Annotated in this window: 16 protein-coding genes; 8 read left to right on the plus strand and 8 right to left on the minus strand. The window is 59.4% G+C overall.

The genetic code is table 11. The features are described 5' to 3' along the window. Nucleotides 1-150: 150 nt before the first annotated feature. Nucleotides 151-1,023 carry an LOG family protein gene (locus tag LVY75_11620; protein XAZ23882.1) on the plus strand — a complete coding sequence of 291 codons (873 nt, stop codon included), beginning with the start codon at nt 151-153 and terminating at the stop codon, nt 1,021-1,023. Nucleotides 1,024-1,129: 106 nt separating this feature from the next. On the opposite strand, the gene LVY75_11625 is transcribed toward LVY75_11620, so the two are convergent. After that, nucleotides 1,130-1,762 (minus strand): EF-hand domain-containing protein, encoded by a 633-nt coding sequence (locus LVY75_11625; GenBank protein XAZ23883.1) that lies wholly within the window; start codon nt 1,760-1,762, stop codon nt 1,130-1,132. Nucleotides 1,763-1,863: 101 nt separating this feature from the next. Further along, nucleotides 1,864-2,571, minus strand: a complete 708-nt coding sequence (locus LVY75_11630; protein XAZ23884.1) for a pyrimidine 5'-nucleotidase — start codon at nt 2,569-2,571, stop codon at nt 1,864-1,866. A gap of 187 nt (nt 2,572-2,758) precedes the next feature. Between LVY75_11630 and bchE the strand changes: the two genes are divergently transcribed. From bchE to LVY75_11645, 3 genes are read left to right on the plus strand one after another with little or no spacing between them, the layout of a single operon-like run. Next, on the plus strand, nt 2,759-4,288 hold the full coding sequence (gene bchE, locus LVY75_11635) for a magnesium-protoporphyrin IX monomethyl ester anaerobic oxidative cyclase (protein ID XAZ23885.1): 1,530 nt from the start codon (nt 2,759-2,761) through the stop codon (nt 4,286-4,288). A gap of 55 nt (nt 4,289-4,343) precedes the next feature. Next, nucleotides 4,344-5,414: a trifunctional transcriptional activator/DNA repair protein Ada/methylated-DNA--[protein]-cysteine S-methyltransferase gene (locus tag LVY75_11640; GenBank protein XAZ23886.1), complete on the plus strand. Its 1,071-nt coding sequence runs from the start codon at nt 4,344-4,346 to the stop codon at nt 5,412-5,414. Then, nucleotides 5,411-6,181: an isocitrate lyase/phosphoenolpyruvate mutase family protein gene (locus tag LVY75_11645; protein XAZ23887.1), complete on the plus strand. Its 771-nt coding sequence runs from the start codon at nt 5,411-5,413 to the stop codon at nt 6,179-6,181. The genes LVY75_11640 and LVY75_11645 overlap by 4 nt, the downstream gene beginning before the upstream one ends. Here the strand turns inward: LVY75_11645 and LVY75_11650 are convergent. After that, the gene (locus LVY75_11650) at nt 6,166-7,083 is read right to left on the minus strand and encodes a LysR family transcriptional regulator (GenBank protein ID XAZ23888.1); all 918 of its coding nucleotides are present in this window, start codon (nt 7,081-7,083) and stop codon (nt 6,166-6,168) included. The genes LVY75_11645 and LVY75_11650 overlap by 16 nt on opposite strands. A 119-nt stretch (nt 7,084-7,202) precedes the next feature. On the opposite strand from LVY75_11650, the gene LVY75_11655 reads away from it, so the two are divergent. Continuing rightward, nucleotides 7,203-8,048, plus strand: coding sequence for an oxidoreductase (locus LVY75_11655; protein ID XAZ23889.1), 846 nt, complete (start codon nt 7,203-7,205; stop codon nt 8,046-8,048). A gap of 30 nt (nt 8,049-8,078) precedes the next feature. On the opposite strand, the gene argB is transcribed toward LVY75_11655, so the two are convergent. After that, nucleotides 8,079-8,966 carry an acetylglutamate kinase gene (gene argB, locus LVY75_11660; GenBank protein XAZ23890.1) on the minus strand — a complete coding sequence of 296 codons (888 nt, stop codon included), beginning with the start codon at nt 8,964-8,966 and terminating at the stop codon, nt 8,079-8,081. Between the two features lie 156 nt (nt 8,967-9,122). Between argB and LVY75_11665 the strand changes: the two genes are divergently transcribed. The 3 genes from LVY75_11665 (at nt 9,123) to LVY75_11675 (ending at nt 11,045) form a co-directional block, all read left to right on the plus strand. Continuing rightward, a complete protein-coding gene (locus tag LVY75_11665) occupies nt 9,123-9,659 on the plus strand; it encodes a sigma-70 family RNA polymerase sigma factor (GenBank protein ID XAZ23891.1) in 537 nt (178 codons plus the stop codon). Further along, nucleotides 9,656-10,375: an anti-sigma factor gene (locus LVY75_11670; protein XAZ23892.1), complete on the plus strand. Its 720-nt coding sequence runs from the start codon at nt 9,656-9,658 to the stop codon at nt 10,373-10,375. The genes LVY75_11665 and LVY75_11670 overlap by 4 nt, the downstream gene beginning before the upstream one ends. Before the next feature lie 112 nt (nt 10,376-10,487). After that, nucleotides 10,488-11,045 carry a fasciclin domain-containing protein gene (locus LVY75_11675; protein ID XAZ23893.1) on the plus strand — a complete coding sequence of 186 codons (558 nt, stop codon included), beginning with the start codon at nt 10,488-10,490 and terminating at the stop codon, nt 11,043-11,045. Nucleotides 11,046-11,087: 42 nt separating this feature from the next. On the opposite strand, the gene yihA is transcribed toward LVY75_11675, so the two are convergent. The 4 genes from yihA to rpmH all read right to left on the minus strand — a co-directional run bounded on the left by yihA (nt 11,088) and on the right by rpmH (nt 14,223). After that, nucleotides 11,088-11,741: a ribosome biogenesis GTP-binding protein YihA/YsxC gene (gene yihA, locus LVY75_11680; protein XAZ23894.1), complete on the minus strand. Its 654-nt coding sequence runs from the start codon at nt 11,739-11,741 to the stop codon at nt 11,088-11,090. A 130-nt stretch (nt 11,742-11,871) separates the two neighbouring features. Continuing rightward, entirely contained in the window at nt 11,872-13,665 is a 1,794-nt protein-coding gene (yidC, locus tag LVY75_11685; protein ID XAZ25696.1) for a membrane protein insertase YidC, read from the minus strand. Further along, a complete protein-coding gene (rnpA, locus tag LVY75_11690) occupies nt 13,665-14,066 on the minus strand; it encodes a ribonuclease P protein component (GenBank protein ID XAZ23895.1) in 402 nt (133 codons plus the stop codon). The genes yidC and rnpA overlap by 1 nt, the downstream gene beginning before the upstream one ends. Before the next feature lie 22 nt (nt 14,067-14,088). Then, nucleotides 14,089-14,223 (minus strand): 50S ribosomal protein L34, encoded by a 135-nt coding sequence (gene rpmH, locus LVY75_11695; protein XAZ23896.1) that lies wholly within the window; start codon nt 14,221-14,223, stop codon nt 14,089-14,091. Nucleotides 14,224-14,669: the final 446 nt, after the last annotated feature.

The raw sequence follows: 14,669 nt of genomic DNA on the forward strand, positions 1-14,669 counted from the left end.
TCCGGAATTGCGGTTGGCGGGTTTTCACCCGATCTATAGCATGCGCCCGTAAAATGGAATGATTTTTCGGACAAGATCATATCTGGATTCAAGGCGTTATAGCGACATATCCGGTCACTTATGGCCGGTGATACTGAAAGGCATTTCGATATGGCAAAGGCAAGAAACGGCGGCGGACGGCGCAAGGATGGCGTCTGGGACCCGTTGAAGAGCAGTTCGAGCGACAGGCAGCGTGCGGAAGCGGTTCCGAAGACGCCACAGACGCTCTCGCCGGCCTATCGCCTTGCATATGTGGACGAGGATTTCCTCTGCCGCGAGGAGCTGCGCCCGATCCGCCTGCAGCTCGAGCTCCTCAAGGTCGAGATGATGATGGCCGAGCGCGGCATCAAGTCGACGGTCGTCCTGTTCGGCGGCGCGCGCATTCCGGCCCCCGGCCAGAGCGCCTGGGCCGCCCGCAACGAAACCCAGCGCGCAAGCCTCGAAGCCGCATCGGTCTATTATGATGAGGCCCGCAAGTTCGCCCGCCTTTGCTCACGCTATGCTGCCGGCTTCGATTTCCACGAATATGTCGTCGTCACCGGTGGCGGTCCCGGCGTCATGGAGGCGGGAAATCGGGGCGCGGCGGATGAAGGAGCACCTTCGATCGGCCTCAATATCGTGCTGCCGCACGAACAGGCGCCGAATGCCTATGTGACGCCCGAACTCAGCTTCAATTTCCACTATTTTGCAATCCGCAAAATGCATTTCATGGTGCGCGCCAAGGCAATTGCAGTCTTCCCGGGCGGCTTCGGCACGATGGACGAATTCTTCGAATGCCTGACGCTGATCCAGACAGGCCGCATGGAGCGCATCCCGCTGCTGCTCTTCGGCTCGAAATTCTGGCACAGCATCATCAATTTCGATGCGCTCGCCGAATTCGGAACGATCGCCCCCGAGGACGTGAACCTGATCAGTTTCGTCGATACTGCCGACGAGGCCTGGAAGATCGTCCAGGAATTCTACGAGCACCGGGAAGGCCACTAGGCTCTGACTCCTGGCAACGAAAAACCCTCTTCCCATAAGGTGGGAAGAGGGCTCCTGATGAGGGGCAAACCCCTCGCGATGAACTGCTTGCGGTTCGGTCATCCCTTCAGAGGAAGGGCTGGTCCGGCATGTCGTCGATCGAGATCACGCCGTCTTTGTTGCGGTCCATGCGATCGAAGAACTTGTTGAAGGCGGTTTCCGCTTCCTGCTTGCTGATCTGGCCGTTCTGGTCGGTGTCGATGCGGCCCATCATCATTGCCATGAAGCGGTCATTGCCATGCATCCAGTGGTGACCGTCGCGGCCATGACGGCCATGGTTTTTGTCGTCGCCGGCCTGCGGCGCCGCATTCTGATCCCCATCGCCCTGCTTGGCTGAGACCGCTTCACGACGCGCCTTGAACTGTGCTTCGCGGTACGCGCGGATTTCGCCTGGCGTCAGCGAGCCGTCATGGTTGGTATCGATGGCGGCGAAGATCTTCTCCATGCCATCGGTCGCCTCCTGCTTGGTAATCTTTCCGTCCTTGTTGGTGTCGAACTGTTTCAGCATGCGCACGAAGACGATGTCGCGGAAGGCAGCACCACGCGGACCACCCATCATGCCCCAGCCCATCTGGCCATGATGTCCCGGACGGTCGGGTCGATCCGGCCGGTCTCTTGGTGCGGCGAAGCTCACCCCGGCAGCGGCGCCGAGGAGAAGAACAGAGGAAAGAGCCGTCAGAATAAGCTTGTTGCGGTGCATGATTGCATCCTTTCGTAGGGTGTCCCTCGACCACGAAAGGTAGGTCCGAACCGCGCCCGGACCCAGTTAAACATCTGTAAGATGGATGAAACTTTGGTAAGCTAGGCCGTAATCTTCTTAAGGAAATCAGCAAGATCGTCGGTGACGAAATCGATGTGGTCATCTTCGCCGCTGGTCTTTTCCCACCATTCGACGACGGTCTCTTCCAGGTTGCGCGGCACCAGCAGAACGGTCTGCATGCCGAGTGCCTTCGGCACGGTGAGATTGCGAGGCAGGTCTTCGAACATCGCAGCCTTGTTCGTCTCGATCTTCTTCAGCGCCATGAACTTGTCATAGGTCGCCTGCGCCGGTTTCGGCAGGTAGTCTGCCGCGACGATGTCGAAGATATCGTCGAAATGATCGAGAATGCCGAGTGCGCCGGCAGCTGCCTGTGCATGCGGGACGCTGCCATTGGTGAAGATGAACTTACGGCCCGGCAGGGCCTTGATTGCGTCGGCAAGGTCCGGATGCGGGGTCAGCGATGAATAGTCGATCGCATGCGCCTTTTCGAGGAAATCGTTGGGATCGACCCCGTGATGGATCATCAGCCCCTGTAGCGTCGTGCCATGATCGAGATAATATTGCTTCTGCAGCCTGCGCGCCTCGTCGTGCTCCATCTGCAGGAGCGCGGAGACATAAGCCGTCATGTTCTTGTCGATCTGCGCGAAGAGATTGACATGATGCGGATAGAGCGTGTTGTCGAGGTCGAAGACCCATTCGGTCACGTGCTCGAAATCATTTTTGGTAGGCGTGCGGTCGATCTTTGTCATAGCCGCTCTTATCGCATGGCCGCGGCGGGAAACCAAAGGCTTTCGCTAGCAGGTCCGGCCCAGCGAGGTCCTCCCAAAAAAGACACCGGATTTTCACAACTTTAGAGAGATTTTGGCCGACTTTCGCCATCGATAACTGGTGATCTCTGCCTGCGTCAGACAGGGGGACCCGCAAGGGTAAAGTCGCATGAAGATCGTTCTGATAAACCCGCCGCATACCGCGATCGGCAGCCGTATTCCCGATGATCATCTTCCGCCGCTCGGCCTTCTTTCGGTTGGAGGTCCTCTGATCGACGATGGTCATGCCGTAAGCCTCATCGATGCCGAATTCGGGCCGATGACGGTTGCGGACATCGTCAGCCGGGTGGTGGCTGACAGTCCCGATCTGGTGCTGATCGGCCATTCGGGCTCGACGTCGGCCCATCCGACTGCTCGAGTGATTGCAGAGGCTATCAAGAGCAGCAATCCGAAAATCTCCATCATCTATGGCGGCGTATTTCCAACCTATCACTGGCGGGAGGTGCTGGCCGAGACCGAGGCATTCGACGTCCTCGTGCGCGGCGAGGGTGAGGAAACCATGCGGCGTCTTGCGGATGCGCTAGCGACGAACCGTCCGTTCGCCACGATCCCCGGAATTGCCTTTCGCGATGGCCATGACGAAATCCTGGCAACGCAGCCAGCACAGGCGATCGCCGATCTCGATGCCTATCGCGTCGGCTGGGAACTGATCGACCATCGCAACTATAGCTACTGGGGCGGCAAGCGTGCCGTCGTCATGCAGTTTTCCAGGGGGTGCCCGCATCTTTGCAACTATTGCGGCCAGCGTGGTTTCTGGACCCGCTGGCGTCATCGCTCGCCGGAGCTTTTCGCCCGAGAGATTGCCAGGCTCTATCGCGAAAAGGGCGTCGAACTCATCAACCTCGCCGATGAAAACCCGACATCCTCGCGAAAAGCCTGGCTGGCTTTCCTCGAAGCGATGATCGCCGAGAATGTGCCCGTGCAGATCGTCGGCTCGACGCGGGCCGACGATATCGTTCGCGATGCCGATATCCTGCACCTTTATCGCAGGGCTGGCATCGTCCGCTGGCTGCTCGGTATGGAAAACACCGATGAGGCGACGCTTGCCTTGATCAAGAAGGGCGGTGCCAAGACAACCGACCGGGAAGCGATCCGCCACCTGCGCCGGCACGATATCCTCTCCATGGCGACTTGGGTCGTCGGTTTCGAGGAGGAGAAGCTGAGCGATCTCTGGCGCGGCTTCCGGCAGTTGCTCTCCTATGATCCCGACCAGATCCAGGCGCTCTATGTGACGCCGCATCGCTGGACGCCCTTCTTCCGCATCGCTCGCGAGCGGCAGGTGATCGAGGCCGATATCCGCAAATGGGACTATAAGCATCAGGTCCTGAAGATGCGCTATCTCAACCCGATCGTGCTGGTCGCCTGCGTCAAGCTGATCGAGGTCGCAGTCCAGGCGCGCCCGAAGGCGCTGCTGCGTATTCTCTTCCACCGCGATCCGCAGCAGCGCCATTCCATGCGCTGGTATACGCAGATGGGCCGCCGCGTCTGGTTTCACGAGATACTCGAATTCTTCTTCCGCCGCCGCCATCTCAAGGAAGGCCCGACCCTTGAGACATTCTGGGGCGCTCCCCAGGATGCAGAGGAGGAATCGATGCTGCGTCCGCCGCGGCATGTGAAGAGCCTCGACGCTGCGGAATAAAATAGACGCCCGATTTTCGGCGGACGGCTGAGGCGCGGAGTGCTAGAAAGCCGACATGCTTTTCGAACGCCCCGACGATGACACTCTCTATGATGCCCTGATCGCCCGCAGCGCCGATTATGAGGGCCAGGCCTATGTCTGCGTGAAGACGACAGGCATCTTCTGCCGTCTGACCTGTCCGGCGCGCAAGCCGAAGCGGGAAAACACCATCTTCTTCGACACGATCGCCGCCTGCATGCATTCGGGCTTCCGCCCATGCCAGCGCTGTAGGCCGCTGGAGCAGCCGGGCCGCGAGCCGATCGTCGACACGCTGCTGACGCGGCTCGACAGCGAACCGGAGGTGCGCTGGACCGAAGATGAGCTCGTACGCCGGGGCTATGATCCTTCGACCGTGCGCCGCGCCTTCAAGCGGGCGCTCGGCATGACCTTCCACGATATCGTCCGCTATCGTCGGCTTGGCGAAGCAGCACGGCAGCTTGCCGATGGTGCGCGGGTGATCGATGTGCAGCTCGATGCAGGATATGAATCCCCGAGCGGCTTTCGCGCCGCTTTTCAGCGGCTGGTCGGCAAGGCGCCGGCGCTTTCGCAAAACCGCGAACTGCTCTTTGCCGACTGGTTCGATACACCGCTCGGACCGATGATAGCAGTCGCCGACAAGACGCATCTGCATCTCCTCGAATTTCACGATCGCAAGGCTTTGCCGACCGAACTCGAAGCCCTGCAGAAGCGTGTCCGTTCCTCGGTCGCGATCGGCCGCACGCCTGCTATCGACCAGATCGAGATGGAGATCAGGGACTATTTCGAAGGGCGGCTGACCACATTCAAGACGCCGCTGGCGCTTGGCGGCACGCCTTTCGAAAAACATGTCTGGGCAAAGCTCATCGAAATCCCAGTTGGCCAGACGCGCGCCTATGGCGATCTCGCAAGAGAGATGGAAAGGCCGGAGGTGGTGCGTGCCGTCGGCCGTGCCAACGGCGCCAACCAGCTCGCCATCATCGTGCCCTGTCATCGTATCCTCGGTGCGGATGGTTCACTCACCGGCTACGGCGGCGGGCTGTGGCGCAAGCAATGGCTGCTGCGGCACGAGGAAAAGATCAGCGGATATAAAATGGAGAGGACAGCATGAATCAGACTGAGAAAGCCGAGTATTTCGGTACGCTGCATCGCAAGGGCACGCCCGTCATTTTATACAACATCTGGGATGCCGGAACGGCCAAGGCCGTGACGGAGGCGGGCGCGAAGGCGCTCGCGACCGGAAGCTGGTCGGTCGCGGCTGCCAATGGTTATGGCGACGGCCAGAAGCTGCCGATGGATGTGCTGATCGAGACGGCGCGCACGATCACCGCCGTCAACGACCTGCCGCTCTCGGTCGATTTCGAAGGCGGCTATTCCACCGAACCCGCCGGCGCCGCGGCCAATGTCGCAAAGCTCATCGAGGCTGGCGCTATAGGGATCAACTTCGAGGACCAGCGCGTCGGCGAGGCCGGCCTTCATTCTATCGAAGTGCAGGCGGCTCGCATCCGCGCCATCAGGGAAATGGCGAAGGCGCGAGGCATCAATTTATTCCTCAATGCCCGCACTGATCTCTTCCTTCAGGAAGGTGACGGCTCCAGGCACGCAGGACTGGTGGATGCAGCGATCGAGCGTGGCAAGGCCTATGCAGCGGCAGGCGCCAGCGGCTTCTTCGTGCCGGGTCTGATCGAGCCGGCCCTGATCGAAAAGGTCTGCGCCGCATCCTCGCTGCCGGTCAATATCATGATGAAGGCCGGTGCGCCCGAACCGGCCGATCTTGGAAGGCTCGGTGTTTCGCGCATCAGCTATGGTCCGGGGCCTTATCGGGCGATGATGGAAAAGCTGAAGGAAGCAGCAGCTGCGATCTATTCGGCCAACTGATCGTTGCCGGTGGAGTTTCGCTGCATGGCGATGGCCTGAGCAATGAAATTGCGAACGGTGGGGGAGCGCTCGTCACGCCGGGTGGCGAGTGCCAGCCGTGCCGCTGGCGCTTCGCCGTCAAATGCGATGTAGCAAACACCGGGAACTTTGATCTTCACCATTTCCGCCGGCACGATCGAAACGCCGAGACCGACTGCGACCAGGCTGGCAATCGAATTGATCTGCGGCGCTGATTGGCCGAGCCGCGGTTCAAATCCCACTCGCCGGCATGCGGCGATGATGTCGTCGAAGAAGCCGACACCCGCCTCGCGTGGAAAGAGGACGAAGCTCTCTTCGGCCAGGGCGCCGAGGGGTAAAGTCTGCGCCTGTGACAGCGGATGCCTTGCTGGAAGCACGATGACCATGGGATCTTCGGCCAGCAGCTGACATCGGGCCTGCAGCACATCACTGCTGCCCGGGCGGATAAAGACGGCGTCGAGTTCGTCCCCGTCGAGACGCTGCAGCAGTTGCGCCGTCGGCGCTTCCCCCAGGCCGAGTTCGACGGCCGCATATTTCTCGCGAAAGGCGTTCACGATACCGGGCACGACCGGATTGAACACCGCAGAGCTGGTGAAGCCAACCCGCAGCCGCCCGCTCCCTCCGCGCGCCGCCCGCAGCGCAGATTGTTTGGCCTGCTCCGCCTGAAGCAAAATCGCCTGCGCCTCCGGCAGGAAGGCCTTGCCCGCCTCCGTCAGTTCCGCGCCGTTCGAGAGGCGGCGGAAAAGAGCCGCTCCAATCTCGTTTTCAAGATCGCGTATCTGATTGCTGAGTGGCGGCTGGCCGATACCGACCTTCCGTGCGGCGCGTGTGAAATTGAGTTCTTCTGCGACGGCGATGAAATAACGAAGATGACGAAGTTCCATGCTATACGTTTAAGATATCACATTCACCTCTGCAATATATTGGAACTATCTCACCTGCGCCGCCACATGACGGAACGCGCAGCCTTCATATGACGGGTGCGCCAGGAAAGGAGTTCACGATGAGTTCAATCGAAAAGCAGTTTCTCATTACCGGTGTCAGCTCTGGCTTTGGCCGCGCCTTTGCGCAGGCCGCATTGGAAAAGGGCCACCGCGTGGTGGGAACGGTGAGAAACGATGATGCAATAGCGTCGTTCGAGAGTCTGGCGCCGGGTCGGGCGACGGCAGTCCGCCTCGACGTTACCAATATAGAGGCAATCGAACCGGCCGTTGCCGGCATCGAGGGAACCGTTGGTCCGGTGGACGTTCTCATCAACAATGCCGGCTATGGACATGAAGGAACTTTGGAGGAATCGCCGATCGAGGAAATGCGCCGGCAATTCGAGGTCAATGTCTTCGGCGCCGTCGGAATGATGAAGGCCGTTCTGCCGTTCATGCGCCGGCGGCGGGCGGGCCATATCATCAACATCACATCGATGGGCGGGTTCATCACCATGCCGGGCATCGCCTATTATTGCGGCAGCAAATTTGCGCTCGAAGGCATCAGCGAGGTTTTGGCGAAGGAAGTGAAGCCATTTAATGTTGCAGTCACTGCTGTGGCTCCTGGCTCATTTCGCACCGACTGGGCCGGACGATCGATGATCCGCACCGACAGGAGCATTTCTGATTACGATGCGCTCTTCGATCCCATCCGCAGGGCACGCGAGGAAAAGAGCGGCAGACAGTCAGGCGATCCTCGCAAAGCGGCGGCCGCTGTGCTGGCACTGGTCGAGGCTGAAGATCCGCCGGTCCATCTGCTGCTCGGCGCCGATGCGCTGACGCTCGTCCGCGACAAGCTCAAGAGCATGAGTTCGGAAATTGATGCCTGGGAAGATCTGACGCTCTCGACAAACTTTGCCGGAGCATGAGAAAGGCGCCCGCAAGGGCGTCTTTTTCGATCAGGGAACGATCAGTGTGCCGACGCCGTGCTCGGTGAAGATTTCGAGCAGCACCGAATGGGCCGTCTTGCCGTTGAGGATAACGACGCCCTGCACGCCGGCCTTGATGGCATCGATGCAGGTCTCGACCTTCGGGATCATGCCGCCGGAAATCGTGCCGTCGGCAATCAGCGCATGCGCTTCGGCAACGGAAAGCTCCTTGATGAGCTTGCCCTGCTTGTCGAGAACACCGGGCACATCCGTCAGGAAAAGCAGGCGGGTGGCGTTCAGCGCTCCGGCAATCGCGCCGGCAAACGTATCAGCGTTGATGTTGTAGGTCGCGCCATCGCGGCCCGGGGCAACCGGGGCGATGACCGGGATCATCTCGGAGCGCGCGAGAAGGTCGAGCAGCGTGCGGTCGACTTCGACGACTTCGCCGACGAAACCGAGATCGAGCACACGCTCGATGTTGGAATCTGGATCCTTGACGGTCTTGCGGGCCTTTTCGGCGAAGACCATGTTGCCGTCTTTGCCGCAGAGGCCGATCGCCCATTCGCCGGTCTGGTTGATCAGTGCGACGATTTCCTTGTTGATCGAGCCGGCGAGAACCATTTCGACGATCTCGACCGTCTTCTGGTCGGTGACGCGCAACCCGCCTTCGAACTTCGATTCGATGCCCATCTTCGTCAGCATGGCGCCGATCTGCGGGCCGCCGCCGTGAACGACGATCGGGTTGACGCCGGACTGTTTCAGAAGCGCGATATCGCTGGCGAAAGCCTTGCCGAGCTCGGGATTGCCCATGGCATGGCCGCCGTATTTCACGACGATCGTCTTGTTTTCATAGCGCTGCATGAAGGGCAGCGCCTGTGCGAGAAGACGTGCCTGGATTTCGCTTTCGGACTCGTTCATGGGGGACCCCGCGGAATTGATCGCGGCCTTTTATCTCAAGTTTTTAACAGAGGGAATAATCCGGCACGCAATAGTTTTTCGTATCTAAGGCCGACCTGGAAGCCGGCCAGCTCATATTGAAACTATTGAACCGGAAATCGTTCATTCGAGGGCGACATGACTGGGGATTTTGCAGATTTAATCGGCCGTGTCGCGTTGGGTGACCGCAGGGCCTTCGCCGCGCTCTATAACCAGACCGGCCCGAAACTTCTGGCGATCTGCCTTCGTATTCTTGGAAACAGGAACGAGGCCGAAGAGGTGTTGCAGGAGGTCTATATCAAGATATGGCAGCGCGCCGGCGCCTTTACGGCGGGCTCCGCGACGTCGGCCGCGTGGCTTGCGGCAATTGCCCGCAATCAGTCGATCGATGCCTTGCGTTCGCGCAAGCCTGTAGCCGACGAAATCGACAAAGCGCTTGATCTTGCCGATGCCGGTCCCGATCCTGAAGCGCAAGTCGTGATTAAGGATGAAGGAAGGCGGATTGACACCTGCATGGAAGAGTTGGAAGCTGATCGTGCGGTCGCAGTGAAACGGGCTTATGTCGAAGGGCTGAGCTATCAGGAACTGGCCGATCAGTTTGGTGTCCCGCTGAATACGATGCGGACATGGCTTAGACGCAGCCTGCTGAAACTGAGAGAGTGCATGGAACGATGACATCGCCCGACAAAAGCAAGGGAGACCGCTCCCGGGATGAGGTTCTCGCCGGCGAATATGTGCTGGGCGTCCTCTCTCTTCAGGATCGCAAGATCGTTGAGGAACGCATGCGCCGCGACCGGCAGTTTGCCGCGATCGTCAGCCGCTGGGAGGTCAACCTCTCCGGCTTCAACGACGAATATGGCACGGCTTCTCCGAGCCACGAGACCTTCAAGCAGATCGAGGCGCGTCTCTTCGCCGATACAGAAAGTGCGCCGCGCTTTTCGCACGGCCTCTGGAATTCCGCCGGTTTCTGGCGCTCGCTGACATTTGCCTCCCTTGCGGTCACCCTGGGCGTCATCGCATTTACCTCCGGTCTCGTGCCTCAGCCCCCTGTATCGCCGCCGCTGGTGGCCGATCTCTCCGGGCAGAACAATCAGGTCAATCTGACCGCCTCCTACGAGATCCAGACAGGCCGGTTGAAGATCGTGCCGGTCGCTGCCGGCAAGCCGGAGGAGAAATCTCTGGAGCTCTGGTTGGTGCCGGGCAGCGGCACGCCCCGTTCTCTCGGCGTCTTCCAGCGCGGTATGAACGGCGAATTGCAGATACCGACGGATATGCGCGGCCAGATTTCCGATGGCGCGACGCTGGCCGTCAGCCTGGAGCCATTCGGCGGCTCGCCTACACATCAGCCGTCAGGCCCCGTCATCGCCAGCGGTTCGATCCACAGACCGTGAAAATCGGATCATTTTCCTGAAACTCTTCTGCAGCGCCTTCCGTAGTTCCTGATATCCGGGCGGCGCAGGGCATAAAGCCGGCGGCTGCGACCGGATGCAGAGGAGAAAAATCATGATCAAGTCCGCATTGCGCGTTGCAGCTGTCGCCGCCGCCTTTTCCGCTATCGCTTTCGCTGCTCAGGCAAAGAACCCGATCGTCGGCGGTGCCGCGATGTATGCGAACAAGAACATCGTCGAGAATGCCGTCAACTCCAAGGATCATACGACCCTTGTTGCTGCCGTGAAGGCCGCCGGCCTCGTCGGCACGCTGGAAGGCAAAGGGCCCTTCACCGTTTTCGCGCCGACCAACGAAGCCTTTGCTGCCCTGCCGGAAGGCACTGTCGATACGCTGCTGAAGCCGGAAAACAAGGCTAAGCTCGTCAAGATCCTGACGTGCCATGTCGTTGCCGCAGACGCGATGTCGAAGACCGTCGCAAAGATGATCAAGGACGATGGCGGCGAGCACGATATCAAGACGGTCGGCGGCTGCGTGCTCAAGGCAAAGGAAAGCATGGGCAAGATCACGCTGACGGACGAAAATGGCGATGTCGCCCACGTCACCATCGCTGACGTCAAGCAGTCGAACGGCGTGATTCACGTCGTCGACGAGGTGCTGCTGCCGAAGATGTAACTCCAGGTATCGGCTGTCAGAGGCGCCTTTCGGGGCGCCTCTTTATTTCCAGTGGTTGATGCCGACTGTTTCGGCGATCGCCTGGCGTAGTTCGTCCAGTCCTTCGTTCTTTTCCGAAGACGTTGAAAGCACGGCCGGATAGGCGGCCGGCCGCTTGCGGATCTTTTCCGATGTTTCGGCAAGCAGCTTCGGCACGGCCGGCGCCTTGATCTTGTCCGTCTTGGTCAGAACGATCTGATAGGAGACGGCCGCCTTGTCGAGCAGCGTCAGCACGTCTTCGTCGTTCTTCTTGATGCCGTGGCGGCTGTCGATCAGCACATAGACGCGCTTCAGCGTCGCGCGGCCGCGCAGGTAGTCGAAGACGAGCTTCGTCCAGTTATCCACCTGCTCCTTCGGCGCCTGCGCATAGCCATAGCCAGGCATGTCGACAAGCGCCATCGGCGGCAGGTCGCTGCCCTCGCCGGAATAGCCATCCGGAACGAAGTAGTTGAGCTCCTGCGTGCGTCCCGGCGTATTGGAGGTGCGCGCCAGACCCTTCTGGCCGACCAGCGCATTGATCAGCGACGATTTGCCGACATTCGATCGACCGGCGAAGGCGACTTCCAGGGGACCTTCCGGCGGAAGGAATTTCAGGGAAGGCACGCCGCGGATGAAGATCCAGGGGTGGCCGAAGAGCGGCTTTGCGATTTCAGTCATATGAATTCTGCAATCTCCGGGTTCGGTAATGAAACCGGCTTCATGTTTTTAAGGCGTGTTGTCAAGCTTCGCGCGGTTGAGCGCTTCGGCGGCCGGAAACAAAAAGCCCTGCCGAAGCAGGGCTTTTCGACTATTTCGATGGTGCCGGTTTTCGTTTGAACAGGCCCTTCAGATTGTCGAAGAGCTCGATCTTCACGCCGTGGCGCTTCATGATGACCGACTGCTGGATGACCGAGAGCGTGTTGTTCCAGGCCCAGTAGATCACCAGACCTGCCGGGAAGCTCGCCAGCATGAACATGAACACCAGCGGCATCCAGTTGAAGATCATGGCCTGCGTCGGATCCGGCGGGGTCGGGTTCATGCGCATCTGGAAGAACATGGTAATACCCATGATCAGCGGCCAGACGCCGAGATGCAGCAGGGTCGGGGCCTCGAACGGCAGCAGGCCGAACAGGTTGACGATCGACGTCGGATCGGGTGCCGAAAGGTCCTTGATCCAGCCGAAGAACGGCGCATGGCGCATTTCGATGGTGATGTAGATCACCTTGTAGAGCGAGAAGAAGATTGGAATTTGCAGCGCCACCGGCCAGCAGCCGGCGATCGGGTTGATCTTTTCTTCCTTGTAGAGCTGCATCGTCGCCTGCTGCAGGCCCATACGGTCGTCGCCGAACTTGGCCTTCAGCTCTTCCATCTTCGGCTGCATGCGCTTCATGTTCGCCATCGAAGCATACTGCTTGCTGGCGAGTGGGAAGAACAGCGCCTTGACAACGATGGTCGTGCAGAGGATCGCCACGCCGAAATTGCCGAAGTAGCGGAAGAAGAAATCCATCAGCTTGAACATCGGCTTGGTGATGAAATAGAACCAGCCCCAGTCGATCAGGCGGTCGAAGCGCGGGATGTTGTAGCTCTGTTCGTAGCCGTCGATGACGGGAACTTCCTTCGCACCGGCAAAGACAAGATTCTTGAGTTCGACCGACTGACCCGGCGCAATTGTAAAGGCATCTTCCTTATAGTCCGCCTGGTAGCGCGGCTGCCCGTCGGTGAAGTGCGAGAAACGCGCGTCGTAGGGTGCCTGCTGCGGCGGGATGATTGTCGCGGCCCAATACTTGTCAGTAATCCCGAGCCAGCCGCCGGTGGATTTTGGCGGGGTAACGGCTTCCTTCTCGACCGCCGTATATTTGCTCTCGATGAGACCGTCGTCGCCGATGACGCCGATGAAGCCTTCATGCAGAACGTAGACGGACGGCGTCGTCGGCTTGTTGTAGCGCGTCACGCGGCCGTAAGAGGAAAGCGAGACAGGTGCCTGGCCGGCGTTCTGGATCTTGTCCGTGACCGTGAACATGTAATGCTCGTCGACGGAGATCGTGCGGGCGAAAGTGATGCCCTTGTCATTTGTATAGGTAAGAGTGACCGGCGTCTTTTCGGTGAGCTTTGCGCCCTCCGGTGCGGTCCACACGGTGGATGGGCCCGGAACGGCGCCTGTCGTGTCACTGCCAACATAACCGAGTTCGGTGAAGTAACCATCCTTGGTTTCAGCTGGCGAGAACAGCGTGATGATCGGGCTCGAGTCATCGACCGTCTCGTGATAGGCCTTGAGCTTCAGGTCATCGAGGCGAGCGCCGACGAGGTTGATGGAGCCGGAGAGCGCGGCGGTGTCGATGGCAACACGCGGCGTCTTTGCAAGCGCTTCTTCGCGGGTAGCGGTCGCAACTGCCTGGCCTGTCGGGGCGGCGCCATTCGTCTGGGCGCTCGGGCTGCTGCTTGCGGCAGGCTGCTGCGTCTGCTCGGTCTGCTGCTGTGCCTTCTGCGCTTCCTGAGCCTTGCGCTGAGCTTCGATGCGCGGGTTCATGTAGAGGAACTGCCAGCCAAGGACGATCAGCACCGAGAGAGCGATCGCAATGAAGTAATTGCGGTTGTTTTGCATCATACGTTCCTGGGGCGCTCGTCTTTCGGGCGCCGGTGTTTCGGCCTGGTTTCCACGCGGGCTTTCAGTTCCGCGGCCAGTTCATCGAAGGACGCCGTCAAAACGTCCCTGCGGGCGACAACCACATAGTCGTGTCCGGGCTGCATTGCAAACCCTGCATGAAGCCGCACCGCCTCTTTAAGGCGCCGCCGCATGCGGTTTCTTTCGACCGCGTTGCCATGTTTTTTGGTGACTGTGAAGCCGACGCGGGCTTCGCTTTCTTCTTCCTTGCGGTTCAGGACCTCGAGAAGGAAGAGAGGGCCGCGGCGCTTTTCGCCTTCGCGGACTGCAAGAAATTGCGGGCGGCTCAAGAGCCGCCCGACAATCTGTTTGTCTTCTTCGGTCTTCAATTCGCCCGTCATTTTCTATCGGGCAATTCCGGCCTTAGGCCGAAAGACGCTTGCGGCCGCGTGCGCGGCGAGCAACGATGACCTTGCGGCCGCCCTTAGTGGCCATACGCGCACGGAAACCGTGGCGGCGCTTGCGAACAAGCTTCGAGGGCTGATAGGTACGCTTCATTTATTTAAACACCGCGGAGTGCGGCCCTTCTTGAATTTGCATAATGCAAGGAGCGTGGTTTTTCGAACGGACGAGGTCGCAAAAGACCTGAAACGACCGGACGTGCGGCGGCTTATACGGATGAAGCCTCTCAAAGTCAATTATGGCAGGCAGATTCCTGAATACACACGGCGGATGGCAAGATTTCGCACTTCGGTGTTAACGAATGCGGCGGTTCAATATATGGTTGTATATTTCGTCTGGAGGCTTCGGAAAGCTTTCAGCCGGAGTTTTTCTTTCTTGAAGATGCTCGGTTCTGGACGAAACATAACGCGGCTAACAGTAAATATGGGTAATTTCCTGTAGTCGATATTGTTAATATTCGAAATACAACATTAACGAATTTACCCGATCTTCCAATGCATCGGCTGGGAGTGTGTTTTCCAGGCATTGTGAGGCGAGGAGCG

This window comes from Sinorhizobium sp. B11, assembly GCA_039725955.1.
In the GTDB taxonomy this organism is placed as follows: Bacteria; Pseudomonadota; Alphaproteobacteria; order Rhizobiales; family Rhizobiaceae; genus Rhizobium.